This is a genomic window from Pedobacter sp. BMA (genome assembly GCF_001027745.1).
GTDB lineage: Bacteria > Bacteroidota > Bacteroidia > Sphingobacteriales > Sphingobacteriaceae > Pedobacter.
Genome location: NZ_LECU01000004.1, coordinates 337,197 through 363,324, shown reverse-complemented (window position 1 = coordinate 363,324; position 26,128 = coordinate 337,197). Strand labels below are relative to the sequence as shown.

At 39.9% G+C, this 26,128-nt stretch carries 22 protein-coding genes; 10 read left to right on the top strand and 12 right to left on the bottom strand.

The features are described 5' to 3' along the window. The first annotated feature begins 225 nt into the window (after positions 1-225). Positions 226-684, top strand: coding sequence for a peptidylprolyl isomerase (locus AB669_RS07790; RefSeq protein WP_047798729.1), 459 nt, complete (start codon positions 226-228; stop codon positions 682-684). A 148-nt stretch (positions 685-832) separates the two neighbouring features. Next, positions 833-1,372 (top strand): DUF5606 domain-containing protein, encoded by a 540-nt coding sequence (locus AB669_RS07785; RefSeq protein WP_047798728.1) that lies wholly within the window; start codon positions 833-835, stop codon positions 1,370-1,372. A 235-nt stretch (positions 1,373-1,607) separates the two neighbouring features. Here the strand turns inward: AB669_RS07785 and rlmH are convergent, their stop codons facing one another. Next, positions 1,608-2,081, bottom strand: coding sequence for a 23S rRNA (pseudouridine(1915)-N(3))-methyltransferase RlmH (rlmH, locus tag AB669_RS07780; RefSeq protein WP_047798727.1), 474 nt, complete (start codon positions 2,079-2,081; stop codon positions 1,608-1,610). Between the two features lie 189 nt (positions 2,082-2,270). On the opposite strand from rlmH, the gene AB669_RS07775 reads away from it, so the two are divergent. After that, positions 2,271-4,085 carry a DNA mismatch repair protein MutS gene (locus AB669_RS07775; RefSeq protein WP_053058329.1) on the top strand — a complete coding sequence of 605 codons (1,815 nt, stop codon included), beginning with the start codon at positions 2,271-2,273 and terminating at the stop codon, positions 4,083-4,085. On the opposite strand, the gene AB669_RS07770 is transcribed toward AB669_RS07775, so the two are convergent. Further along, positions 4,086-6,626 carry a T9SS C-terminal target domain-containing protein gene (locus tag AB669_RS07770; protein WP_047798726.1) on the bottom strand — a complete coding sequence of 847 codons (2,541 nt, stop codon included), beginning with the start codon at positions 6,624-6,626 and terminating at the stop codon, positions 4,086-4,088. It abuts the gene before it with no gap. Between the two features lie 98 nt (positions 6,627-6,724). Between AB669_RS07770 and AB669_RS07765 the strand changes: the two genes are divergently transcribed. Further along, entirely contained in the window at positions 6,725-8,062 is a 1,338-nt protein-coding gene (locus tag AB669_RS07765; protein WP_047798725.1) for a GH1 family beta-glucosidase, read from the top strand. Between the two features lie 89 nt (positions 8,063-8,151). Continuing rightward, on the top strand, positions 8,152-8,592 hold the full coding sequence (locus tag AB669_RS07760) for a DUF2007 domain-containing protein (RefSeq protein WP_047798724.1): 441 nt from the start codon (positions 8,152-8,154) through the stop codon (positions 8,590-8,592). Between the two features lie 93 nt (positions 8,593-8,685). Here AB669_RS07760 and AB669_RS07755 read toward each other — a convergent pair whose 3' ends face one another. The 3 genes from AB669_RS07755 to AB669_RS07740 form a co-directional block, all read right to left on the bottom strand. Next, positions 8,686-10,965 carry an aconitate hydratase gene (locus tag AB669_RS07755; RefSeq protein WP_047798723.1) on the bottom strand — a complete coding sequence of 760 codons (2,280 nt, stop codon included), beginning with the start codon at positions 10,963-10,965 and terminating at the stop codon, positions 8,686-8,688. A 53-nt stretch (positions 10,966-11,018) separates the two neighbouring features. After that, a complete protein-coding gene (locus tag AB669_RS07750; RefSeq protein WP_047798722.1) occupies positions 11,019-13,784 on the bottom strand; it encodes a bifunctional aconitate hydratase 2/2-methylisocitrate dehydratase in 2,766 nt (921 codons plus the stop codon). A 406-nt stretch (positions 13,785-14,190) separates the two neighbouring features. Next, positions 14,191-14,847 (bottom strand): polysaccharide deacetylase family protein, encoded by a 657-nt coding sequence (locus AB669_RS07740; protein ID WP_047798720.1) that lies wholly within the window; start codon positions 14,845-14,847, stop codon positions 14,191-14,193. Positions 14,848-14,866: 19 nt separating this feature from the next. On the opposite strand from AB669_RS07740, the gene AB669_RS07735 reads away from it, so the two are divergent. The 3 genes from AB669_RS07735 to AB669_RS07725 all read left to right on the top strand — a co-directional run bounded on the left by AB669_RS07735 (position 14,867) and on the right by AB669_RS07725 (position 18,951). Beyond that, the gene (locus AB669_RS07735) at positions 14,867-16,360 is read left to right on the top strand and encodes a TolC family protein (RefSeq protein WP_231582644.1); all 1,494 of its coding nucleotides are present in this window, start codon (positions 14,867-14,869) and stop codon (positions 16,358-16,360) included. Positions 16,361-16,437: 77 nt separating this feature from the next. Next, positions 16,438-17,775, top strand: a complete 1,338-nt coding sequence (locus tag AB669_RS07730) for an efflux RND transporter periplasmic adaptor subunit (protein ID WP_053058328.1) — start codon at positions 16,438-16,440, stop codon at positions 17,773-17,775. Positions 17,776-17,952: 177 nt separating this feature from the next. Beyond that, positions 17,953-18,951, top strand: a complete 999-nt coding sequence (locus AB669_RS07725; protein ID WP_047798719.1) for an NAD(P)H-dependent glycerol-3-phosphate dehydrogenase — start codon at positions 17,953-17,955, stop codon at positions 18,949-18,951. Here the strand turns inward: AB669_RS07725 and AB669_RS22470 are convergent. Further along, positions 18,943-19,071 (bottom strand): hypothetical protein, encoded by a 129-nt coding sequence (locus AB669_RS22470; RefSeq protein WP_255352146.1) that lies wholly within the window; start codon positions 19,069-19,071, stop codon positions 18,943-18,945. The genes AB669_RS07725 and AB669_RS22470 overlap by 9 nt on opposite strands. On the opposite strand from AB669_RS22470, the gene AB669_RS07720 reads away from it, so the two are divergent. Continuing rightward, entirely contained in the window at positions 19,070-19,414 is a 345-nt protein-coding gene (locus tag AB669_RS07720; protein WP_047798718.1) for a hypothetical protein, read from the top strand. The two genes, AB669_RS22470 and AB669_RS07720, sit on opposite strands and share 2 nt — an antisense overlap. A 42-nt stretch (positions 19,415-19,456) precedes the next feature. On the opposite strand, the gene rimO is transcribed toward AB669_RS07720, so the two are convergent. The 5 genes from rimO to rpmB form a co-directional block, all read right to left on the bottom strand. After that, positions 19,457-20,788, bottom strand: a complete 1,332-nt coding sequence (rimO, locus tag AB669_RS07715; protein ID WP_047798717.1) for a 30S ribosomal protein S12 methylthiotransferase RimO — start codon at positions 20,786-20,788, stop codon at positions 19,457-19,459. A 27-nt stretch (positions 20,789-20,815) separates the two neighbouring features. Continuing rightward, positions 20,816-21,778 carry a signal recognition particle-docking protein FtsY gene (gene ftsY / locus AB669_RS07710; protein WP_047798716.1) on the bottom strand — a complete coding sequence of 321 codons (963 nt, stop codon included), beginning with the start codon at positions 21,776-21,778 and terminating at the stop codon, positions 20,816-20,818. Positions 21,779-21,884: 106 nt separating this feature from the next. Next, on the bottom strand, positions 21,885-22,040 hold the full coding sequence (locus AB669_RS21780; protein ID WP_010599808.1) for a DUF4295 domain-containing protein: 156 nt from the start codon (positions 22,038-22,040) through the stop codon (positions 21,885-21,887). 84 nt (positions 22,041-22,124) lie between these two features. Continuing rightward, a complete protein-coding gene (gene rpmG / locus AB669_RS07705) occupies positions 22,125-22,307 on the bottom strand; it encodes a 50S ribosomal protein L33 (protein ID WP_010599807.1) in 183 nt (60 codons plus the stop codon). Positions 22,308-22,350: 43 nt separating this feature from the next. Continuing rightward, entirely contained in the window at positions 22,351-22,584 is a 234-nt protein-coding gene (gene rpmB / locus AB669_RS07700; RefSeq protein WP_010599806.1) for a 50S ribosomal protein L28, read from the bottom strand. Positions 22,585-22,797: 213 nt separating this feature from the next. Between rpmB and acs the strand changes: the two genes are divergently transcribed. Then, positions 22,798-24,693, top strand: a complete 1,896-nt coding sequence (acs, locus tag AB669_RS07695; protein ID WP_047798715.1) for an acetate--CoA ligase — start codon at positions 22,798-22,800, stop codon at positions 24,691-24,693. Between the two features lie 57 nt (positions 24,694-24,750). Here acs and AB669_RS07690 read toward each other — a convergent pair whose 3' ends face one another. Next, positions 24,751-26,118 carry a RagB/SusD family nutrient uptake outer membrane protein gene (locus AB669_RS07690; protein ID WP_047798714.1) on the bottom strand — a complete coding sequence of 456 codons (1,368 nt, stop codon included), beginning with the start codon at positions 26,116-26,118 and terminating at the stop codon, positions 24,751-24,753. Positions 26,119-26,128 lie beyond the last annotated feature (10 nt).

Genomic DNA, 26,128 nt, shown 5'->3' with positions numbered 1-26,128 from the left:
GAGATGAAGCACGGAGACCCAGCGAGCATAGCAAACAAAAAATAAGGATATAATATTTCTTTATCAAAATGGTAAATGCTTAAAGTACTAAAATACCGTATTTAAACTATTTAGAAAAATTTAAAGATGTTATAAGTTATACAATTTTGCTATTTTTGCCCTCTACTTTTTGAAATATACAATTGACATTGAGTAGAAATAATTTAATACCATTTAAAAATAGATATGAGTAAAGCAATAATAAAAACCGAAAAAGGTGATATGACTGTTGAGTTCTTCGAACAAGATGCTCCAAAAGCAGTTGCAAACTTTAAAAAATTAGCAAAAGAAGGATTTTATGATGGTGTAACTTTTCACCGTGTAATCCCTAATTTTATGGTACAGACTGGTTGCCCTAATTCGAAGGATGGCGCAACAGGAATGCCAGGAACAGGTGGCCCAGGTTATAAAATCGATTGCGAATTAGATGGTGAAAACCAATTCCACGATCGTGGTGTATTATCAATGGCACATGCTGGCCGTAATACAGGGGGATCACAGTTTTTCATTTGCCATAGCAGAGCAAATACGGCTCACTTAGATCGCAACCACACTGTTTTTGGTAAAGCAGTAGAAAATGTTGATCTTGTAGACGATATCCGTCAGGGTGATAAAATTTTAACAGTAGAGATTTTAGAAGACTAGAAGCAAGAAAGGGGAGGTGAGACCTAAACTTGAGCATTCAGCTGTAAGTTTAAAGTGCTTACTCACACAAATAATTAAAATAATAGATTTAGATGGCTGATGTGGGCATTGCTTATGGTCAGTTATAAAATCTCATATCTCAAAGCATATGAACTTAAGAGGAATTGTTGCCGTATCTGGCAGACCAGGTTTATTCAAACTGGTAGGACAAAATAAAGTAGGGTATATTTTAGAGAGCTTAGATGCTCAGAAAACTAAAATCGTAGCCAATATCACCAACACGAAGTTAGCTTCACTTGAAGACATTACCGTATATGGTGAAGAAGAAGAGATTAAATTGGCAAATATTTTCGAAAATATTACAGCTAAAGGTTCTACTCCCGATTTGAAAGAAAATTTACGTCCTTACTTCCTGGAAGTAGCACCTGGCCATGATCAGGAAAAAGTATATGCCTCTGATATGAAAAAAATCATTAGCTGGTATAACTTATTAAAAGAGTTACCTCTTTTTACTGAAGAAACGCCAGAAACTCCTGGAACACCGGCTGAAGTTAAATTATCAGAAGAAAAAGCTGCGGCAGATAAAAAGCCTAAGTCTTCTGCAACAAAAGCAGCAGGAGCAAAAGCAACAACAAAAACGTCTGCGCCAGCTAAAAAAGCAAGCATGACCAGTAAAAAAGGCGTTTAGGCTTATTCTACCGACAACAAAGAACACCAGGCATCAGTCTGGTGTTTTTTGTTTTAAAAGAAATAGTAAATAACTGCTCCTACCCCTAGGGCAAGGATGATACTAATCCATAGAACTTTGTTGTTCCCGCTCTGATTACTTTTAAATCTGTAATCCCTTTTATATTTATTTAACATCGCTTTTCTATTTATGATGATTGATGGATCACAATTCCATACTTATTTAAAAACCAATGCTACGCATGATGATAGGGCTCACCTTTCAAAATACTAAAGCCTCTGTATAATTGCTCAACAAAAAACAACCGGATCATCTGATGAGAAAAAGTCATGTCAGATAAGGAAATCAAACCATTGGCCCTTTTATAAATACTTTCATCAAACCCATAAGGTCCGCCAATAATGAAGATCAAATGTTGAACACTTCCAATCATCTTTTTATTCAGATAATTGGAAAAATCTACTGAACTATATTTTTTCCCCTTTTCATCCAGTAAAATCACAACATCACCATTATTGATTTGTTTGTGTAACAATTCAGCCTCCTTAGCTTTCTGTTGTGCTTCACTTAAGTTTTTTACATTTTTAACATCTGGAATCGCTAAAAAACTAAAATTGATGTAATGCTTTAATCGGTTCAGATATTTATCAATCCCCTCTATTAAATACTTATCTTCGGTTTTCCCGATTGCAATCAAACTAATCCTCATCTGGTTGTCGATTTAAGAACTTCAAACTTAGAGAAAATCTGTTGTTTTCTTAAAATAAAAATGCGTGCCACCTAAAACCTTTCGTCTCTTTGCTATTTCGCGTTCACCTCCCCACTATCATTTACACCGCGAAAAATATCTTTTTAAATACCCATTGTTCTTATACCTTTGGGAATATTCCAGGAGAAAATGCCAATAACTAAATCAGAAATCATCACTGGTTACGAAGCTAAAATAAAAGCTGTCCAAACACAGATTATACAAACAAGGAAGCTGATTGACAATCTTTCACTAATCAGGATAGCTTTGTTTCTTTCCGAAATTTTCTTCTTCGTACTGCTGCTTAATTCGGCAGACAACATATGGCGTACATTCATTCAGATATTACTGCTCATTCCAGTGTTCATTTTTGTTTATGTTGTTCGAAAGCAAAGCATGTTGGATAAAGAAATTGAGTATCAAAAACAACTACTCTGGGTTTATCAAAACGAATTCAATATACTCAATAGTGGAATCAATGGGTATGATAGTGGAACACAGTATGAATCTGAAACCCACCCGTACACCTCAGATTTGGATATCTTTGGCAAATCGTCCCTTTTTGCTTTGCTCAATCGGTGCAGCACCAAAATTGGGAACCATACTTTGGCTCAGAAACTCTCTGTTAAAAACAGGCCCGATGAAATTTTGCAGCGCCAGGAAGCGATACAAGAGGTGAAGGAGAAAATTGAAAGTACTTTCAGCTTTAGGGCAAATCTCCATGGTCACGATGTAAATAAAATAGAAGAAATCAAAACGCAGTTAAAAAATAAACTTGGCGAACAGCTTAACTTTGTTCACAAAAGGGGCATAAACATTTATGTGGCATTAGTTCCCTATATTTCAGGGCTTCTAATCCTTGCGGCTATATTTCTGGGTAGCATTTTCTGGAAGCTGTTTGTGTTGCTGCTAATTGTCCACACAGGAGTAAATGTAATCCTGGGGGCGAAAGTAAACCTGGTCTTCTATAGTTTTGGAGGAAGCGCCAATCTGCTAAACAGCTATGCCAGTGCCATTCTTTGGACGGAAAACCAGCAGTGGAAAAGTCACTATATCTCAAAACTCCTCAATTTAAAAACACCCGTAAGTCAGGAAATCAGAAGCCTATCCAAAGTAATTCAGCGTTTCGATGCACGATTAAATCTCATTGTCGGCGGAGTTCTAAACGGATTATTCTTATGGGATCTCAGATGTTGCATTAGCCTGCAGAAATGGCACCAGTCATCTTCTGGCGACGTTATTGACGCACTAAATCATTTAGGCGAATTTGAAGAATTGATTTCTTTTGCCACCACCGCTTATAATCATCCGGATTGGAGTTTTCCTGAAATAACAAACCAGTTTGCCCTTGAAGCAGAAAACATTGGCCATCCGTTAATCCCCGAAAATCTTAGGGTGGACAATAATTTCGCTGTAGATGCCCATTCTACAGTTGATATCATTACCGGATCCAATATGGCAGGCAAAAGTACATTCCTCCGTACGTTGGGAATAAATATGGTGTTAGCCTATTCGGGCGCGCCTGTTTGTGCTGCGAAAATGAAGTTGTACGTGTTTTCAATCGTTACTTACATGCGTATCAAAGACTCGCTCAATGAGAGCACGTCAACTTTTAAAGCTGAGCTAAACAGGTTAAAAATGATCCTGGAAAATGTAGTGACAGATAACGACACTTTCGTATTAATAGATGAGATGTTAAGAGGCACCAATAGCCGTGATAAATATCTGGGATCAAAAGTCTTTGTTGAAAAATTAATGGAACAGAAAACACCTGCACTCTTTGCTACCCACGATTTGCAGCTTGCCGATTTAAAAGAAAAACATCATCCCGACCTGAGAAATTTTCATTTTGATATCTCTTTTACAAACGGTGAAATGAAGTTCGATTATAAACTTAAACACGGCCCTTGTACTACCTTTAATGCCGCCATCTTGTTAAAGCAAATTGGATTGTCACTGGATTAGTTATCTGATCAGTGTAACAGAACCCGAAAATCTAACTGCAGTTCCATTTAAATTGATACCATTGATAAGATAATAGTAAACACCAACTGGTAATGGGTTCCCTTTATAGTCGCCTTTCCAGTTATCAAAAATGCTATCTGCAGAAAATACCTGGCTACCCATTCGGTTATAAATTTGTACTTGGTACTTTTTAAGATTCGTAATGCCCACATTCAACTCATCATTTATACCGTCTCCGTTTGGCGAAAAAGCATTCGGAACGAATATAGAAGCTGATCCTTTGATCGTTAAATCACCTTGCGTTACGGAATCAAAACATCCGTTATTCGAATAGGCAGTAAGGGTAATTCTAAAAGCTCCTTCAGCCTGATAAATGTGATTTGGATTTTCACTCGTCGAATGGAAGCCATCCCCAAAATCCCATAAATAATAGTCGCTATAGCTAGAGCTGTTTTTAAATCTGATTTCTGCTGGCACCGCAAATTTCACATTGAAACCCGGCTCAGTAGTAAAACTGGCGACCGGAATTCTGGCAATCGCCGGAATAGTAATACTCGCAGGCATGGAAATGCAACTCCCTGATGTAAGAGTAACTTCGTACAAGCCCGCCACATTAAAATTATTAACGGGTATGGAAATGCTACTAGTGCTATCGGCAAAATTATTCGGGCCTGTCCATCTGTAAACAATACCCTCCAGTTTAGGTACTGACAACCTAATGGTATCATTTAGGCAAAATGCTTCCTGATTAGAAATGATTTCAGGTTTTTCCGGCCTCTGCTCAACCATAACCTCTTGGGAAATTATGGATGTACATCCGTTGTTACTTTCTGCGGTAAGCGTAATGATCTTTTTCCCTGTCGAAAGAAATGAAATCTCCCTTCCGTCATTGGAAAGGTTTATGTTACTTTTTATTTCGGAACCCAGATCCCATTTTAGCCTGGCATATCCGGTAGATTGGTTAGTAAGTGTATAACTCTGGCCCGGTTCGCATCTGTTGTTAACGGTAATTGAAAATGCAGCCTTCGGGAGTAAATCAACAGATAAAACTTCAACAAAGTTGGTTTCACTGATACAATCACCAACCTGAACATAAAGTTCATATTTTCCGATATTTGCAGCACCAGTCATCGGGAGCATTGGATTTTGTTCCATGGAGTTAAATCCATTTGGTCCCGACCAGTGGTACGTGGCCAGATCAAGAAATGGGGTTGAAAGTTGCAATGTATCTCCTTCGCATAGCGTTAAATCACTAGCTGAGATGACTGGTTTATCCGGTGTTTTGGCCACAATGATTGTTTCAGTCGTGATGACATTACATTTGTTAAAACCCTCAGCTTCTAAAATTACCGTTTTTTGTCCTGGTGTACTATAAGTAATCGTAAATGGTCCTTCTCCTGTAGCACTTTGTAAGCTGGCACCTTCACCAAATGACCATTTTAACGTTTTATAGTTGCTTGCCTGTCCGCTGAAAATGTAAGACTGGTTATCAGTACATGGCCTCAGCTTTTCAACCTGTATGTGGGCAGCCGGACCTGCAAAATCTGCACTGCCGCCAAACTCCACTGTAAAGCCATTATTTCCGGGAGAAAAATTGTCAATAAGCAACGCGTAAGTATGTCCCTCAATCAAATCAACGTACTTCACCAAACCATTCTGTCCCGGCACACATCCTGCAGATTCACTTAAGTCAGTTTCTGTCATGCTTAGTCCGGTTTTGTAATAAGAAGGACTACAATTCGTCCCACTTCCCGATGCGCAACGAATGGCATTGGAAGCGTTTACCTTGCTGCAATCACCGTCCACACCCAAATCATAAAATATCCAGTCAATATCATTTGAAGTAACAGTAGGGGTAATCAAAAACGTAAAGTCTCCACCTTTAGAGGCTTTAAACATATACCAGGCAGAGTTTGATTCCTGGCCCAAACATGTGCCTGCAGATTCAGTATTGTTTAACCCGGCACCGCTTACATTTAATTGGGTAAAAGTTTCCTTCGAGCACAACAGGGAAAAAGTCCCGCAATCCTGTCCGGGTTGGATCGGTGCAGTATAGTTATCCAGACAGAGCTTAAAGGTTCCTGTATTGTTATCCAGGGCACTTACCCTAACATAATAAACATGATTTAGCTTTAGCGTGCCCACGTACAGAGAGGTTACGTTACTTGAGGTCGCCACTGTACCCGGTGTTTCGAGAAGGTTTTGATTTAACTCGTCTTCAGTGTAAAGAGCAACCAGAGGACCGCTCAAAGTATTTAGACTTGTAATGTTAACCTGTCCGCTTACGCTGATATTTACAGCATATTTAGTAGCAGTAAATTTAAACCATACATCATTTCCAGTAGCCGCCCAGTTCATCGAACGCTGCTGAAAGCTGGGAGTCGCCTCAATGTTGTTATATGCTGCATCTCCACTGCAATAACCACTTGTATTGGATATAGTCATTGCATTTGCCAATTCATCATTAACTGGCGGAGCAAGTCTGGCACATACGGCTAAACCACTTGTTACGATCAGAAGGAAAAAAAACAGAAAGCGCATAAAGTAAATCTATAAAAAAATGCTTTACTGTAAGTAATTTTCTTTATTAATGATTTGTTAATAGTAAACTTGCAACTTACGCTCTATCAATTAATAAAATGATTAAATCAAGCGATTTTGGAGACGAATTTCTATGGGGAGTTGCTGTTGCCGCTACCCAGATAGAGGGTGCCGCGGCTGAACAGGGTAAAGGCCCTTCCATTTGGGATAGCTTTGCTGCCAAAAGTGGCAAAATAAAAAAAGGACACAAGCTGGATATCACATGCGATTTCTACCATAAGTATGTAGAGGATATTGCATTGGTTAAACTGCTCGGATTTAAGGTATTCCGCTTCTCCATCTCATGGTCAAGAATTTTACCCCTTGGTAAAGAGGAAACCAACCCACTTGGAATCAGATTTTATCATAACGTAATCGATGAGTGCTTATCGCAAGGGATTGTACCATATATCACCTTATACCATTGGGATTTGCCTCAGGCTTTGGAAAACGAGGGCGGTTGGACAAGCTTTAGCATCAATGCCGCATTTAACGCCTTTGTGAGTATATGTGCACTCGAATATGGCGATAAAGTTAAAAACTGGATTGTTTTGAACGAACCTTTTGGCTACACCTCTCTCGGTTATATGCTCGGCGTACATGCCCCGGGCAAAACAGGCTTAAGCAACTTTTTTCCCGCAGTTCTACATACCGCACTTGCCCAGGCCGAGGGCGGTAAAATTCTCCGCGCCGAAGTAAGCAATGCCAACATTGGTACAACATATTCCTGTTCAGAAATTGTTCCCTATACACAAAGTGAGAATGATATACTCGCGGCCAAACGGGTAGATTGTTTAATGAACCGCCTGTTTATCGAACCTGCACAAGGTTTGGGTTTTCCAACAGCCGGTTGGGATGTGCTCGAGAAATTTCAGCTGGAGTACGGTACCTGGCGTTTGCAGGAAAGAATGAAATTCGACTTTGACTTTATTGGACTTCAGAATTACTTCCCGCTAACGGTTAAATATAATGCTTTCATTCCAGTGATACAGGCATGGGAAGTAAAAGCTAAAAGCCAGCGGAAACCACATACCGCAATGGGCTGGGAAATAAATGCCGAAAGCTTTTATAACATCATTAAACAGTTTGCTGCATATCCTAATGTTAAAAATATTATGGTAACCGAAAACGGCGCAGCTTACCACGATAAATTGGTTAATGGCCATGTGGTCGATGCAGAACGCATCGAATATTTTAAGCTTTACCTAAATGCGATGTTAAAGGCAAAACAAGAAGGAATTAATATTACCGGCTACATGGCATGGACATTAATGGATAACTTTGAATGGGCCGAAGGTTTCAACGCACGCTTTGGCCTGGTACACACCGATTTCAAAACACTCGAACGGACCATAAAATATTCAGGCTACTGGTGGCAGGAATTCCTTAAAAACTAATTGATGAGTTTCCAATCCGGAACTAAAGTTTTATATTACATATCGAATAGCCAAAGCCAGCGATTCAATACCTTTAATGAAATCTAATTATGAGCTCTTCTCAACCGGCCTCCGACAGGACAACAGTTTACAGCACCTATTACAATCCAATAGAAGCAAATATTATCAGGGCCCGCCTGGAAGATTCCGGTTTCGCATGCTTCCTTGCTGATGAAAACGTGGCAACAATCAATCCTTTGTACAATCAGGCTATAGGAGGGGTGAAATTGATTGTTTTCGAAAAAGACGTGGATGAAATCAATCAGCTTCTTGGTACGGATGAGGTGTTTTACATTGATCAGGAGAATAAAATACCCGAATCTTCAGGTCAAACAATTTGCAGCAATTGCGGATCTTCAGATGTAGGCTACGGTATGGCCACAAAGAAGAAATTCAACTGGTGGGTCAAACTGCTTGCACTTCTTACCATTACGTACCCTATTAAAGCCAATAAATGTAATCATTGCTACAACTGCGGTCATGAATTTTAATAGCATCGTTTCTGAACCAACTCACATAAACAAAAATCCCGTTCTGATTTTACTCGAAACGGGATTTTTGATATAAGTTAACGAACTTCCTGACTAGTTACCGGCTTTTGCAGCAGCTTCAGCTCTGATGATGTTTAGCGCACCACCTGCTTTAAACCAGTCGATTTGTTGAGCATTGTAACTATGATTAACCGGGAAAGAATCTTCAGAACCATCTGAATGGTGCAATACCAGGGTCAATGGTTTATCTGGCGCAAACTCAGTTAAACCTAAAATGTCCACAGTATCATCTTCCAGGATTTTATCGTAATCATCTTTATCAGCAAAAGTCAAACCGAGCATACCTTGTTTTTTAAGGTTGGTTTCGTGTATACGCGCAAAGGATTTTACCAGTACAGCCCTAACGCCTAAATGGCGTGGCTCCATAGCGGCATGCTCACGTGATGAGCCTTCGCCGTAGTTTTCGTCGCCAATTACTATCGAACCAAAACCTGCGGCCTTGTAAGCGCGCTGTGTTGCCGGAACAGGACCGTATTCACCTGTGATTTCATTCTTAACATTATCTGTTTTATCGTTGAAGTAGTTCACTGCACCGATCAGCATATTATTTGAGATATTATCTAAGTGACCGCGGAACTTTAACCAAGGGCCTGCCATAGAAATATGATCCGTTGTACACTTACCTTTAGCCTTGATTAACAGTTTTAAACCTTTTAAATCTGTACCTTCCCATGGAGTAAAAGGATCCAGTAGCTGCAAACGGTGAGAAGTAGGTGAAACCAAAACCTGAACCGAAGAACCATCAGCAGCCGGAGCCTGATAGCCTGCATCCTCTACAGCAAAACCTTTGGTAGGTAATTCAAAACCAGAAGGTGGATCTAATTTGATTTGTTCGCCTTTATCATTCGTTAGCGTATCCGTCAAAGGATTGAAACCCAAATCACCCGCAATAGCAATCGCAGCTACCATTTCTGGCGAGGCTACAAATGCAAATGTATTAGGATTACCATCGGCACGCTTGGCAAAGTTTCTGTTAAATGAATGTACAATGGTATTCTTCTCCGCTTTCTCAGCACCTGTCCTGTCCCACATACCAATACATGGTCCGCAGGCATTGGTAAAGATAGTAGCATTTAGATCCTCGAAAGTTTTCATATAACCATCACGATTCGCAGTATAACGTACCTGTTCCGAACCCGGATTAATTCCAAACTCCGCTTTGGTAACCAAACCTTTCGCAATAGCCTGATTGGCAATTGATGCTGCTCTCGATAAATCTTCATAAGAAGAGTTTGTACAAGAACCGATTAAACCCCATTCCACTTTCAATGGCCATCCGTTTTTCTCTGCCTCAGTTTTCATTTGCGAAACAGGAGTAGCTAAATCTGGTGTAAACGGACCGTTCAAATACGGTTCAAGGGTGTCGAGGTCAATTTCAATAACCTGATCAAAATATTGTTCAGGATCTGAGTAAACTTCAGCATCACCTGTTAAGTATTCCTTAATTTTATTAGCTTCGTCAGCAACCTCATTCCGGTCAGTAGAGCGCAAATAACGCTCCATACTTTCATCGTAACCGAAGGTTGAGGTAGTCGCACCAATCTCAGCACCCATGTTACAAATGGTACCTTTACCGGTACAGCTTAAGTTGATCGCGCCATCACCGAAATATTCAACAATTGCACCAGTACCACCTTTTACAGTTAAAATACCTGCAACTTTCAAAATTACATCTTTAGCAGCAGTCCAGCCATTCAGTTTACCAGTCAATTTAACACCAATTAACTTAGGAAATTTAAGCTCCCAGGGTAAACCAGCCATCACATCACAGGCATCAGCACCACCAACACCAATTGCAACCATACCCAAACCACCTGCATTTACAGTGTGTGAGTCGGTTCCGATCATCATCCCGCCTGGAAATGCATAGTTTTCTAATACTACCTGGTGAATGATACCCGCACCTGGTTTCCAGAAACCAATACCATATTTATTTGATACAGACGATAAGAAATCAAAAACTTCCGCACTTTCTGTTCTCGCATGAGGTAAATCTATTGATGCACCTTCTTTTGCAGTGATCAGGTGATCGCAGTGAACGGTAGAAGGAACGGCAACCTGTGGACGGCCAGCTTGCATAAATTGCAATAGAGCCATCTGAGCAGTCGCATCCTGCATCGCAACACGGTCTGGTGCGAAATCTACATAATCCGTTCCGCGCGAAAATGCTTTCTTAGGATCGCCATCCCAAAGGTGAGCGTATAAAATCTTTTCTGAAAGTGTTAAAGGCCTGCCAACAATTTTGCGGGCCGCATCAACGCGACTGCCAAAATTTGCATAAACCTTTTTGATCATTTCTATATCAAAAGCCATACTGCTTAAATTTAATCGTTATTAATTGTGTGTTTTAAACAAGGTATACTCCTTTATTGTTTTGTTGATATGGGGGTAAACTTGGTCAAGTTAATTCCTTCAACCGCTTCTTTGTATTCTGCAATATTTGGAATACGGCCTAAAATAGCAGATAAGACAACAACTGGTGTCGATGCTAATAAAGATTCGCCTTTTTTACCATCTCTGTCTTCCACCACACGACCTTGAAACAATCGGGTAGATGTAGCCATTACCGTATCGCCTTTTGCTGCCTTTTCCTGGTTACCCATGCACAAATTACAACCCGGACGCTCCAGATACATAATATTTTCATACTCCGTCCTCGCAGTGCTTTTTGGCAGGGCATCACTGAATTCAAAGCCAGAATATTTTTGTAAATATTCCCAGTCACCTTCAGCTTTCAATTCATCAATGATGTTGTAAGTCGGTGCTGCAACTACTAGTGGTGCCTTAAATTCTACTTTGCCAGTTTTCGTCTCAACGTTTTTCAACATCTGTGAAACTATTTTCAAATCATCTTTGTGTACCATACAAGATCCTACGAAACTAAGATCTACTTTTTTATCACCACCATAGAAAGTTAAATCCCTAATGGTATCGTGGGTATAACGTTTTGAAACATCTGCGTTATTTACATCCGGATCGGCAATCATTGGCTCATTGATTAGATCAAGGTCAATCACAACTTCAGCATAATACTTCGCATTCTGATCAGGCATTAAAGCCGGCTTGATACCCGTTTTAATTTCCTCAATTCGTTTGTTCGCTTTATTAATTAATCCCTGAAGTACCTGGTTATGGTTATCCATACCCTTGTCAATCATGATCTGAATACGGCCTTTGGCTATTTCCAGTGATTGAATCAAAGTATCGTCTTGTGAAATACAGATTGAGGCTTTTGCCTTCATCTCTGCTGTCCAGTCTGTAAAAGTGAATGCCTGATCTGCTAATAAAGTACCAATATGCACCTCTATGATACGGCCCTGGAATACGTTTTCGCCATCAAACTGCTGTAACATCTGTAATTGTGTAGCATGAACCACATCACGGAAATCCATGTGCTCTTTCATCGAGCCTTTGAAGGTAACTTTTACCGACTCAGGGATTGGCATAGATGCCTCACCAGTGGCCAACGCTAAAGCTACAGTACCTGAGTCTGCTCCAAAAGCTACACCTTTTGACATACGCGTATGTGAGTCACCACCAATAATGATCGCCCATTCGTCAATGGTAATGTCGTTCAGTACTTTGTGAATTACGTCAGTCATTGCATGATATTCACCTTTCGGGTCACGTGCAGTTATAACGCCAAATTCATTCATAAACTTCATTAGTTTAGGAATGTTTGCCTGTGCTTTTTTGTCCCAAACAGAAGCGGTATGGCAACCTGATTGGTAAGCTCCGTCAACAATTGGAGAGATTACTGTAGCAGCCATTGCCTCCAGCTCCTGAGCAGTCATTAACCCTGTAGTATCCTGCGAGCCTACAATGTTTACTTCTACACGAACATCAGAACCTGCATGTAGTACCTTGCCTGGTGTTAATCCTACAGCGTTCCTGTTAAAGATTTTTTCTACAGCAGTTAAGCCTTGGCCTTCAATGGAAACCTCTTTAGCCGGAGCGAAAACAAGTGGTGACTCGATACCTAAAGTTCTCGCTGCAAAAGTCTGAATCTTCTTTCCGAAAACGATGGCATACGAGCCTCCAGCTTTCATAAACTCCATTTTTTGTGGAGTTAAAGCCTTCGAAATATCAATCAGCTCCTGATCGCCATTATATAGCTTTTTAGTTCTTGTATTGATCGTAAGTACGGTGCCGGTTTCTATCGAATAAACTTCTTCCAGAATCGGTTCATCTTTTTCATTACGGATTACATTTCCGTTTTCATCTGTTTTCTTAACCCAGTTTTTAAGGTCGATACCAATACCACCAGTTACATCAACTGTAGTTAGGAAAATCGGAGAAATTCCGTTGGTGCCGCCTACGATTGGAGCGATGTTAACAAAAGGAACATAAGGGCTGGAACGTTTACCTGTCCAGAGTGCAACATTGTTTACTCCCGACATACGCGACGAACCTACACCCATGGTGCCTTTTTCAGCAACCAGCATCACACTTTTATCCGGATGTTGTGCCTGCAGCGCCTGGATTTCCTCCTGCGCTTCAGGTGTAATCATACACTTACCATGCAACTCACGATCCGAGCGGGAGTGAGCCTGGTTGCCTGGAGACAATAAGTCAGTGGAAATATCACCAACACCGGCAATAAAAGTAACAACCTTAATCTCCTCCGCAACAGGAGGTAGCGAGGTGAAAAATTCAGCTCTCGCATAACTTTCTAATATTTCTTTAGCAATTTCATTGCCATTATGATAAGCCTCTTTCAAACGCTCTGTATCCGCATCGTACAAGAAAACCTGTGTTTTAAGCACCTCAGCCGCTTTTTTAGCCTTATCTCCATTGTCAGTTAGGGCAATGTCTAATAAAACTTTGATGGAGGCTCCACCCTTCATGTGCGATAACAACTCAAAAGCAAAGTCAGGTGTAATTTCCGGAACAACCGTTTCACCTGATATAATCTCTTTTAAGAAAGCTGCTTTTACACTCGCCGCACCGGTAGTGCCCGGTAACGTATTATATATGAAAAAATTTACAGATTCTGCTCTGTTAAAGTTATTTACATTTCTGATTTGAGTGATGATTTCACTCAATAACTCTGCTCCGTCAATAGGTTTAGGGTGAAGACCTTGGATTTTTCTGTCTTCAATCTCCTGGATATAATCGTTATAAATACTCATCTTGATTTTTTATTCTTTTTGCTGTAAGCTCGCGCAGCAAAACATACACCTCACTTTTCACAAAAAGAATATTGTTATTGTGTATTAATTTGTCTTGGTGACTAAAAAACTCGTTTTTTTGGTCAAAACAAAAATAGTAAAAAACAACCTTTAAATGCAATTTAGGCAGGCGGTTAAGCAATTTGGAATTGTTCTAAACTACGAAAAATTGCTGTGATTAGCAGTCATAATAGCTTCATAAAATAGAGAATATCTAAACCTAAACTTGTGGTTGCTGGAATTTAGATGTCCGGTAATGAACGGTTATGTTCAGTTACGAACACCATTACAACCATGATCCCATTCGGTATTGCATCCTAACTGCCTCAGCACATTTTCTCGAACTTGGCACAGCAATCGCTTACCGCTAAAGCGTTGCAAAAGCAAAACCTTTTTTAGCAAAATATTTTAAAACCCGTGGTAATGTGTATTCAAGCCGGTCAAAAGCTTTTAAGCTATCATGAAAAACGATAATAGAACCGTTCTCCGTATGTTTGATCACGTTTTGATAGCATTTCTCAGGAGCGAGGTTGATGTCAAAATCACCGCTGAGCACATCCCACATTATGATTTGGAGATTTGAATCCGTACCATTAATCTGCGAACCAAAAGCCTGATTAAGCAACATGGATTTTAGGCTACGGATCTGAGACTTCTTAATCCGGCCGTAAGGGGGTCGAAAAAGATTGGTCTGCGTCAACTTCTGACATTTTATTGTATTTTGGAGATAGGTTTCATTGTCGGTTTTCCAACCTTTTAAATGATTGAAAGTATGGTTACCTATTGCATGTCCGTCATTTTTAACACGGTTAAAAACTTCGGGATGCTTTTGTATATTATCGCCAATGCAAAAAAATGTAGCTTTAGCATTGAAAGCTTTCAAAGTTTTTAATATAAAGTCTGTAACATTGGGTATAGGTCCATCGTCAAAGGTCAGATAAATGACTTTTTCCGAGCGGGATTTATTCCATACCAGGGATGGATAATACCATTTTAGCAGAAGCGGTGATTTGATCAGGTACATTTTGCATCAAAGTTAGTAAATGCCTGTACAGATTGAAATTATTAAAGTTGTTTATATAGATTTGAAACAAATTATGAAGATGTTTACCAAAAATAAAGTTTTTTCGGGCCTTGCTCTCGCCCTTACATTAGTTTTTGTAGAATCTGCTAGCGCTCAACAGGTTTTAACCATTCAGCAGGCAGTAGATAATACGTTAAAAAATAATTTGCAAATCAAACAGGCCGCTTTCAGCGCTGCACTAACTGCTGAAGATTTAACGCAATCTAAAAATGCATTATTGCCCTCACTTAACGGTTCCGCAAATTACAACAAGAACTTTGGACGTAGCATTGATCCATCAACCAATCAGTATATCAGTCAGCAGTTTTCTTCTGCCAGCGGAAGTTTAACAGCCAGTGCCGATCTCTTCCAGGGCTTTCAAAAAATAAACCAGATCCGACAAAATAAGCTCCTCCTTTCTGCAGATAAAACCAATGTAGAGAAAATTAAAAATGATTTAATTCTGCAGGTAGTAACGGCCTACATGCAGATCCTCTATAATAAGGACTTATTGGCAGCTTCCCAGCAACAGCTGGATGTGGCCAAACAAACCTTGAAAAGAGAACAGGCATTACTTGATGCCGGAAACAAAACCCTTGCCGATATTTCCCAGGCAAAGTCTCAGGTGGCTACAGCAGAATTAAATACCACTAATGCACAAAACACGCTATCAATATCTTATTTAACACTTAATCAGCTCATGGAAATGCAGCCCGAAAACCGTTTTGAGGTTCAGGCGCCTGCAGTTGCAGATAATTATTCTTTGCAAAACAACTTCGATATCAGCACGATCTTTGGTGCAGCGGTAAATAGTTTCCCCGATATCAAACTGGCTTCTTTGCGTACCCAGGCAGCATTAAAAGGAGTTGACATTGCCAAATCTTCCTACTATCCACGCCTCTCAATTGGCGGGGGATTAGGATCTAACTTTTCAAGCGGCAGAAGTAAGGTATTATCCATTACACCTAACGGGTTTTCTGAAATAGGTAGAACACAGCTAACTAACGAGGCAGTCGTAACACCGGATTTTGTAACCGTATTAAGCAAACAAACATTCTCTTCTCAAATCGAAGATAATTTCAATCAGTACATCGGTCTAAACCTTTCTATACCTATTTTTAATGGCTTTCTTGCCCGCACAAATGTGAGAAAGGCAAAAATTAATTATCAGAATACACAGGTTCAGGAACAATTAGCTAGAAACAACCTGAGCAAGGTAATCTCACAGGCAGTTTACGACCTTAAAGCAGCCGAAAGCAGATATACTTCAACTCAGAATGCATTTAATGCACAAAAGGATGCCTTTTATGTGGTCGAACAACGCTATAATGTGGGGCTCGTAAATTCACTCGATTACAGCACTGCCCAAACGAATAGAAATAAAGCTGAAATAGACTTTATACAGGCTAAATACGACATAATTTTCAGAGCCAAGGTCATTGACTATTACTTAGGCAAACAAATCACATTTTAATAACCCGTGAAATAACTCATCAGCATAATTAAATTAACACGAACAACCGGTGTAATCACCACAATAAATAAACTATTATGAAACTGAAACACATTCTAATTACCCTTGGTGTTATCATAGCCATTCTAATCGGCTTAAAAGTAGCTGGAGTAATTGGCGGCGAAAAAACCGAGAAGGTAACTACAGAAAAGGCATCCGATAAAACTGTTATTGAAACAGTAACCGCAAGCGGGAAAATACAACCCGAAACAGAAGTTAAATTGAGTTCAGAGGTTTCAGGAGAAGTTGTAGAATTAAAAGTTAAAGAAGGTGATATTGTTAAAGCTGGTCAGTTACTTTGTAAAGTCCGTCCTGATGTTCTTCAGTCTGGTTACGAGCGTACTGTGGCTACCTATAATGCACAAAAAGCAAGTGTTGCCGGAGCGCAGCAGCAGCTGGCACAAAACCAGGCAAATTTTATCAATGCAGAGGCTACCTATAAACGTAATGTTGAGCTTTTTGCAAAAAAAGTAATATCGGCATCCGAATTCGATTCAGCCAAAGCTGCCTATCTTAGTGCAAAAGCTACACTGGAAAGCGCTAAAGAAAATGTTGTAGGCGCTAAATTCACCCTGGAACAAACTGGTGCCAATGTTAAAGAAGCAGGTGCCAATTTAGCCAAAACTACCATTTATGCACCTGTTGATGGAGTAGTGTCAAAACTATCAATCGAATTGGGAGATCGTATCCTGGGAACTTCGCAAATGGCAGGTACCGAAATCATGCGCATTTCAAACCTTTCATCAATGGAAGTGAATGTTGATGTAAATGAAAATGATATCACCAGAGTTAAAGTTGGTGATAAAGCGTCAATAGAAGTTGATGCATTCTCTGATAAAAAATTCAGGGGAGTGGTTACAGAAATAGCAAGTTCATCAACCGCGGTTGGTACCACCACCACAAGTTCTGTAGATCAGGTAACAAACTTCTCCGTGAAAATACGGATTACTGAAGAAATGGAAGGTAAACAACAATCGATATTCCGCCCGGGTATGTCGGCAACGGTAGATATAGAAAGTGAAACAGTAAATGGTTTGGCTATCCCGATTCAGGCTGTATTTACTGATGCCGGAAAGTCTGCAGAAGGAGCAACCAGCGGAGATCAGGGAAGTGCCGATAAACAAAAGTCAAAACTTTCAGATAAGAAAATAAAGCAGTTTATATATACCTACGACGCGAAAACCAAGAAGGTTAAGAAAACCGAAGTCACTACAGGTATCCAAAACGACCAGTTTATCATCGTAAAATCAGGTATAAAAGCCGGCAATGAAGTGGTTACAGGCCCTTACTCAGCCATCCAAAACAAGCTTAAAGATGGTATGCTTGTAGAAAAAACGGCTAAAGACCAACTGTTTAGCAAAGACGGTAAGAAGTAAGCTATAATTATTCGCAAGAAATAGTAACTTGCGAAAGTTTAAGGCGTATTACAAGGTTTTCGGGGTGTAAGATTTAAGGTTCAGACAAATGGTCTCAACCTTAAATCTTACACCTTTTGCCTTAAACCTTTTTTTAAAGGCCAGCCTTACACCTTTTACTTTTAACCTTTTATACACATGGTACCTAAAATAGCAATGATAGGGGGCGGTAGCTGGGCAACTGCCATTGTAAAAATGCTATCAGATAATTTATCTGAAAAGGAAATATATTGGTGGATGCGCAACGAAGTTGCCATTGAGCATATTAAAAAATTCAAACACAACCCCCACTATCTAAGTTCAGTAGAGCTGAAGCTTGCGACAGATAAAATTTCATCAGATATCAACTGCATCCTGAAATCAGCAGATTTCGTCATTTTAAACGTCCCTGCTGCATTTTTGAAAGAAACCCTGGCCGGTGTAACTCCCGAAGATTTAAAAGGAAAAAAAATTGTCTCAGCAATAAAAGGAATTGTACCTGAAGATAACCTGATCATTGGTGAATTTATGCACCAAAAATACGATATTCCTTATCAAGACATATTAGTGGTAAGTGGACCTTGTCATGCAGAAGAAGTTGCTTTCGAAAAGCTTTCCTACCTCACTATTGCTTGTACCGAAATAGAAACCGCATCATCTTTTTCCTCCCTTTTAAATAACCGTTATATCAAAACCAATGTATCTGATGATATCTTTGGAACGGAATACGCTGCGGTACTAAAAAATATTTATGCCGTAGCCAGTGGAATTTGTCATGGCATCGGCTATGGCGATAATTTCCAGGCAGTATTGATCAGCAATGCCATAAGGGAAATTAAACGCTTTGTAGACGTTGTACATCCGATCAATCGTGATATTATGGAATCTGCCTATCTGGGCGATTTACTCGTTACCGCTTACTCACAATTTAGTCGTAACCGTACATTTGGAAACATGGTAGGGAAGGGCTACACCGTGAAGTCTGCACAGTTAGAAATGAACATGGTTGCCGAAGGCTATTATGCAGCAAAATGCATGCATATTCAGAATCTGGCTTTTGGGGTGGATATGCCAATATGTAAGGCTGTACATAGCATCCTGTACGAAAAGCGTTCTCCTCAGATAGAAATGAAACTACTTGCCGAAAAACTAAGTTAAAGCGGAGGCCGATTGTAACTCAATACCCAACAAGTCTTTAACAATCAGCGAAATGCCCGTGGTCGAAACAAAACGGCAACCTCTAATGTTACTGGTATAAATAATAATAATATCGGTCATGAAAAAGAAATTTGCAATAGGGCTATTGGCAATCGCATTAGTTGGCGGTGCTGGCTTAAGTGTTAACGCACAGGAAAAAAAGAAAACAGAGGTTGGTAAAGCTTTAGATCACACAGGTAAAGCAATTGATAAAGGAGCTAAATCAGTGGGTAATAAAACCGCAGAAGTTGCGGTAAAAGGCGAAGCAAAAGTTTCAGATAAAACCTGGAAAGGTAAAATGGCACCAGATGGCTCTAACGTTTACATCAACTCCAAAAATGAAAAATATTATGTAAATGCTAAAGGGGCTAAAATCTGGTTAAAACCTAGTCAGATTAAAACCAGGCCTGCATCAAAAAATTAATAAAAAAATCCCGGACCATAAGTCCGGGATTAATATATTTCTCTAAACGATTGTTCCGTATAAATCAAAGTCTTCCGCCCGGTCAATCTTAACCTGAACAAAGCTTCCATTTGCAGCATAACCGGTTGATGCATCAATCAAAACCTCATTGTCAACTTCCGGTGAGTCAAACTCAGTTCTTCCCACAAAAAAATCACCCTCCTTTTTGTCAACCAATACCTTGAAGGTTTGGCCAACTTTTTCCTGATTAATGTCGAACGAAATACCCTGTTGTATTTCCATAATATCATCAACCCTTTGTTGTTTTACTTCCTCAGGAACATCATCTACCAAAGTGTGTGCATGAGTTTTCTCTTCGTGCGAATACGTAAAACAACCCAAACGGTCAAATTTAGTATCTTCCACCCATTGTGCCATTTCTTCAAAGTCGCGTTGCGTTTCACCTGGATAACCGCAAATTAAAGTCGTACGCATCGCAATGTTTGGCACCTTATCCCTGATCTGATTAACCAGGTCTATCGTTTTTTGCTTCGTTGTACCACGTCTCATCGATTTTAGCATGTTATCTGTAATGTGCTGTAATGGCATATCCAGATATTTGCAGATGTTTTCACGTTCGTTCATGGCATCCAGAATCTCCATCGGAAATCCACTTGGGTAAGCATATTGCAAGCGAATCCATTCGATCCCCGGTACATCAGATATACGGCGCATCAGTTCATCAAGCTTACGGGTGCCATACAGATCCAAACCATAATAAGTAAGATCCTGTGCAATTAGAATCAATTCTTTAGTGCCATTTGCAGCAAGGATTTTAGCCTCGTTAACCAGCTCTTCCATCGGTTTACTCATATGCTTGCCACGCATAAGCGGAATGGCGCAGAATGAACATGGACGGTTGCAGCCTTCCGCAATTTTGAAATAAGCAAAATGAGATGGGGTAGTTAACAACCGTTCACCGATAAGTTCGTGCTTATAGTTAGCACCCAGTTCATGGAGGATATTTTGTAAATCGTTAGTGCCAAAAAAAGCATCAACATTCGTAATTTCTGCCTCAAGTTCAGGCTTGTACCGTTCAGATAAGCAACCGGTCACAACAACCTTTCCGATTTTACCAGCCTCTTTCAATTCACTGAACTGAAGAATGGTATCGATAGATTCTTGTTTGGCGTTGTCAATAAAACCACAGGTATTGATCACTACAATATCGTCTTTACCCATTTTGTCAGATTCGTGACTAACGTTTAAGTTATTGCCACGTAATTGTCCCATCAATACTTCCGAATCATATATGTTCTTCGAACAACCCAAGGTGATAACATTTATTTTAGGTTGCTTAATGGAGGTTTTACTTCTTGCTATTTTGGTATTCATCTTTTACACTTAATCTTTACTATAATATTATTTAAACAAGCTATTCACAAACTCTTTTTTATCAAAAAGCTGCAAATCGCCGATTTTTTCGCCAACGCCAATGTATTTAACAGGTATTTTAAACTGATCCGAAATGCCAATCACCACACCACCCTTGGCTGTACCATCAAGCTTCGTGATAGCAAGTGCGTTCACATCTGTAGCTTCGGTAAATTGTTTGCATTGTTCGAAAGCGTTCTGCCCGGTCGAAGCATCTAAAACCAATAAAATTTCATGTGGCGCATGGGGTACAACTTTTTGCATCACCTGCTTAATCTTACCTAATTCATTCATTAAGCCTACTTTGTTGTGCAACCTGCCTGCAGTATCAATAATCACTACATCCTCACCATTTGCAACTGCCGATTGAAGCGTATCAAAAGCTACAGATGCCGGATCAGAACCCATGGCCTGAGCAACAACCCTTACACCAACACGCTCACCCCAAAGCTTAATTTGGTCAACTGCTGCAGCGCGAAAAGTATCTGCAGCACCTAGCACAACTTTTAATCCCGATTCCTTAAGCTTATGCGAAAGTTTTCCTATTGTTGTTGTTTTACCTACTCCATTAACGCCAACAACCATAATTACATAGGGTTTATGGTCACCGTACTCAAACTGGCGGAAGTCGTTACTGTTGTTTTCCGACAAGAGCAATTGGATCTCATCTCTTAAAATGAAATTCAGTTCCGAAGTATTAAGGTACTTATCTTTAGAAACACGTTCTTCAATCCGTTTAATGATTTTTAATGTAGTGCCAACACCAACGTCCGAGGTAACAAGTACTTCTTCAAGATTATCCAGAACTTCATCATCAACCGTCGATTTACCCGCAACAGCTTTGGTAATCTTATTGAAGAAACCGTCTTTCGTTTTCTCCAGTCCCTTGTCTAAGGCTTCCTGTGCTTCAGGAGCGGTTTCTTTCTTTTTGAAAAAATCAAATAAGCCCATTAGTATTATTGTTTAGAAATTATTCCCAACCGTAATTTGCTATAACAAAAAAAGCCCTCCCGGTTAAACGGAACGGCCTTTAATATTTTATTGAAAAATATTAACCTTATTTAGATGCAATAGCATCTTTTACGTGGTCGTTATGTACGATAAGCTCTTTGAATGAGTAAGCACCAGTTTTTGGTGATTTTACCATTGTAATTACTTTCGAATATTCTTTACCTGTACCGGTTTTAAGGGTTGCAACTACTTTCTTTGCCATGTTCTTATAATTTTAATGATTGAATGATAGATTGATAGAATGGGGGTTGCTCACCCTAAGCCTTCTACCTTAAAACCATCAACCTTATTTAATTTCTTTGTGTACGGTTACTTTTCTCAATACTGGGTTGAATTTTTTCAACTCTAAACGCTCAGTAGTGTTTTTACGGTTTTTCGTAGAAATATATCTAGACATACCTGGCATGCCACTTTCTTTGTGCTCAGTACATTCTAAAATAACCTGAACTCTGTTACCTTTTTTTGCCATTTTAATATTAAGTTAAACTGTTAATCTCAACAGTTAATGTTTTTTACAAAAATCCTTTTTTTACGAAACGATTGATCGCTTCGCTAATACCCACTTTATTGATGGTTTTAATCGCTGAAGTAGAAACTTTCAACGTAATCCAACGGTCTTCTTCAGGGATATAAAATTTCTGAAGTTTCAAATTAGGATAAAATTTGCGCTTGGTTTTAACGTTCGAGTGTGAAACGTTATTACCTTTCATTGCCATTTTTCCTGTTAAATCACAAACTCTTGACATGACTTGTAAATATAGTTGTTAAATATCGTCGCTTAATTTTTTTAAGAGTGTGCAAATATCTGAATAATAATTGTAAACAGCAAGAGTACAGGTAAATATTTTCATATATTTTTTAAAACATCCCAGGTATATTCAATTTGATACGAATTCAATATTTACCCTTATTATTATTTAATTAAATTAGCCGCTACTAACAAAATATATAACAGCGCCATGCAAATTACATCTTTTAAGCAATACGAAGAAGATTATAAAAAAAGTATAGAGAATCCCGAACAGTTTTGGGGCGAAGTAGCTCAGAATTTTCAGTGGCGCAAGCCCTGGTTCAAAGTGCTCTCATGGAACTTTAACGAGCCCCAGATTAAATGGTTCGAAGGCGCCAAACTTAATATCACCGAGAATTGCCTCGATCGTCACCTCGAAAAGAATGGCGATAAACCTGCAATTATCTGGGAACCTAATAACCCTGAAGAAGAAAGCGTAACGCTTACTTATAAAATGCTGCACGAACGGGTTTGCCGCTTTGCCAACGTATTAAAACGTAACGGCGCAAAAAAAGGCGACCGCATCTGCATATATATGCCAATGGTGCCCGAGCTGGCCATCGCAGTTTTAGCATGCGCCCGTATTGGCGCCGTACACTCTGTAATATTTGGGGGCTTCTCTGCCAAATCCATCGCCGATCGCATAAACGACTCGCAGTGTAAACTGGTAATTACTGCCGATGGTGCGTATCGGGGTAACAAACAGATTCCTCTAAAAGATGTCATCGACGACGCGCTGATTGGTTGCCCAACAGTAGAGAAATGCATTGTATTAACACATGTCCGTACGCCTGTTTCCATGCTCAAAGGCCGCGATGTTTGGTGGGAAGATGAAGTGAAACACGTAAATGATGTTTGTGAAGCGGAAGAAATGGATGCCGAAGATATGTTGTTTATTCTTTACACCTCTGGATCAACCGGAAAACCGAAAGGTGTTGTGCATACCTGCGGTGGATATATGGTTTACGCTGGATATACTTTTTCCAATGTATTCAATTATCAGCCTGATGAAGTATATTTCTGTACAGCCGACATCGGCTGGATCACAGGTCACTCTTATATCGTTTACGGACCACTATCTCAGGGAGCGACATCAGTATTGTTTGAAGGCATTCCAACCTACCCAAGCCCTTCACGGTTTTGGGATATTGTAGAAAAACATAAAATTAACACATTATACACAGCTCCTACAGCCATTCGTTCTTTGATGAGTTTCGGAGAAGATCCGCTACAGGGAAAAGATTTGAGTAGCATTCGCGTATTGGGATCAGTCGGAGAACCGATTAATGAGGAAGCCTGGCATTGGTTCGATGAAAAAATTGGACACAGTAAGGCACCAATTGTGGATACCTGGTGGCAAACGGAAACAGGTGGAATCATGATTTCTCCAATTGCTACCGTAACCCCAACCAAGCCGGGTTATGCAACGCTGCCGCTTCCTGGTATTCAACCCATCTTAGTGGATGAAAATGGAAATGAAATTGCCGGAAATAGCGTTAGTGGAAACCTTTGTATCAAGTTTCCGTGGCCGGGCATGCTGAGGACAACCTATGGCGACCACGAACGTTGCAAACAAACCTACTTCTCAACCTACGAAAATTTGTATTTTACCGGCGATGGATGTTTGAGAGATGAAGATGGCTATTATAGAATTACCGGCCGTGTAGATGATGTATTAAATGTTTCAGGCCATAGAATCGGAACCGCAGAAGTGGAGAATGCAATCAATATGCATGCCGGTGTTGTGGAAAGTGCCGTTGTCGGTTACCCTCACGACGTAAAAGGACAGGGGATCTATGCCTTCGTCATCTATCCTGAAATGCACGGAGAGGCAGAACTTTCAAAAAAAGATATCCTTCAAACCGTTACCCGTGTAATCGGAGCAATCGCTAAACCTGATAAAATACTTTTTGTAACAGGCTTGCCTAAAACCCGTTCCGGTAAAATTATGAGAAGAATTTTAAGGAAAATCTCAGATGGCGATACCGCTAATTTAGGTGATACATCTACTTTACTTGATCCGGGAGTAGTGGAAGAGATTATTGAAGCAGCAAAAAGTTTGTAATAGTAATTGCAGAAATAGAAAATGCCCCGCGATGTAAAAAACCGCGGGGCATTCTGGTTAATAATATCCTGGGTTTTGAACAAGGTTTTTATTCGCATCAATTTCTCGTTGCGGAATCGGGAAAACCAGGTTATTCGCGTTCCATGCTATTGGTCCAATATTGGTTTGAGTGCGCTTTGCATCGTGTAATGAGAAGCCTTCAAAGGCCAGCTCCAGTTTACGTTCATTCAGTACATTCGCAAGGGTTGCAGTGGTCGTTGTCAAACCAGCTCTGCTCCTCACAACTGATAAATCCTGTAAGGGCGTTTGGCCTCCAATAGGTGCAGCAGGCGCCAAACGAACATTACATTCTGCTCTGATTAAATACATTTCAGCTAAACGGATGATGGAAACATTTCCATAAGGGTTTGCAAATTTTGAAGTGTACATGTCCCCATCATCATAAAAAGCATTTATCCGGTCATCGGAGGTGTCATAAGTGTTATCAATCCAGTCTTGAGAAATGACAGCATCGCCGCGGCCGCCGTATGTGGATGAGCCATAGAACTCATTATAGCCATTAAAACCTGTTAAAGTTGTTACCTGGATGGAAAAAACATCTTCCGTGGTGTTTACACCTGGACTGGATCCCATGACTGGAAAGGCAGCTATGTAAGATGATGTTAACGAATAATTACCTGAGTCTATAACCCTACTGGCTGCTGCTCCCGCAGCTGCATAATTACCCATTTGTAAATATATTCTTGCCAGCATCCCTGCAGCAGAATATTTTGTAGCAAAGAAACCATTTGTTGCAGGTAATTTTGCTTCTGCATCAGTTAAATCGGCTATGGCTTGTGCATATACAGCAGCAACTGTTGCCCGGCTTACATAACTTCCATCAGTAACTGCCGAAGTTGGTGTAAGTACAATTGGCACCCCTAAATTTGTCGATGGAGAACCATCATTGTAAGCTTTACCGAATAACCTCACAAGGTCAAAATAAACTGAGCCTCTGATGAATTTAGCCTCACCTTCAACTTTATTTTTCTTTGCTGCATCGACCTTTCCTATTGCAGCAATTACATTGTTTGCATCATTGATTGCTGTATAACCGTCCGCCCATACGTTATTCACAAAAGTATTTGTCTTGAAAATAGATTTGATATTCGTTTGAGTAAGTTCTTCATAAGTTCCATACCATTCGATAGCATCTGTATTAGCTAAAAAATCAGCCATTAAGAAGGGTCTGCCGCCATATAAGTTTCTGCTCCCAAGTGCAGAATAAGTACCCACTAACGCTACTTCAACATCCTTAGAGGTAAGTAAGGCCTTGTTTTGTTCTATGGTGTCTACCGGAGAAATATCAAGTGCCTTTTTGCATGATACTGCGCCAGTCAACAGTATAGAACCCAGCAACAGATGATATATATATGTTTTTTTCATGTTGATTCTT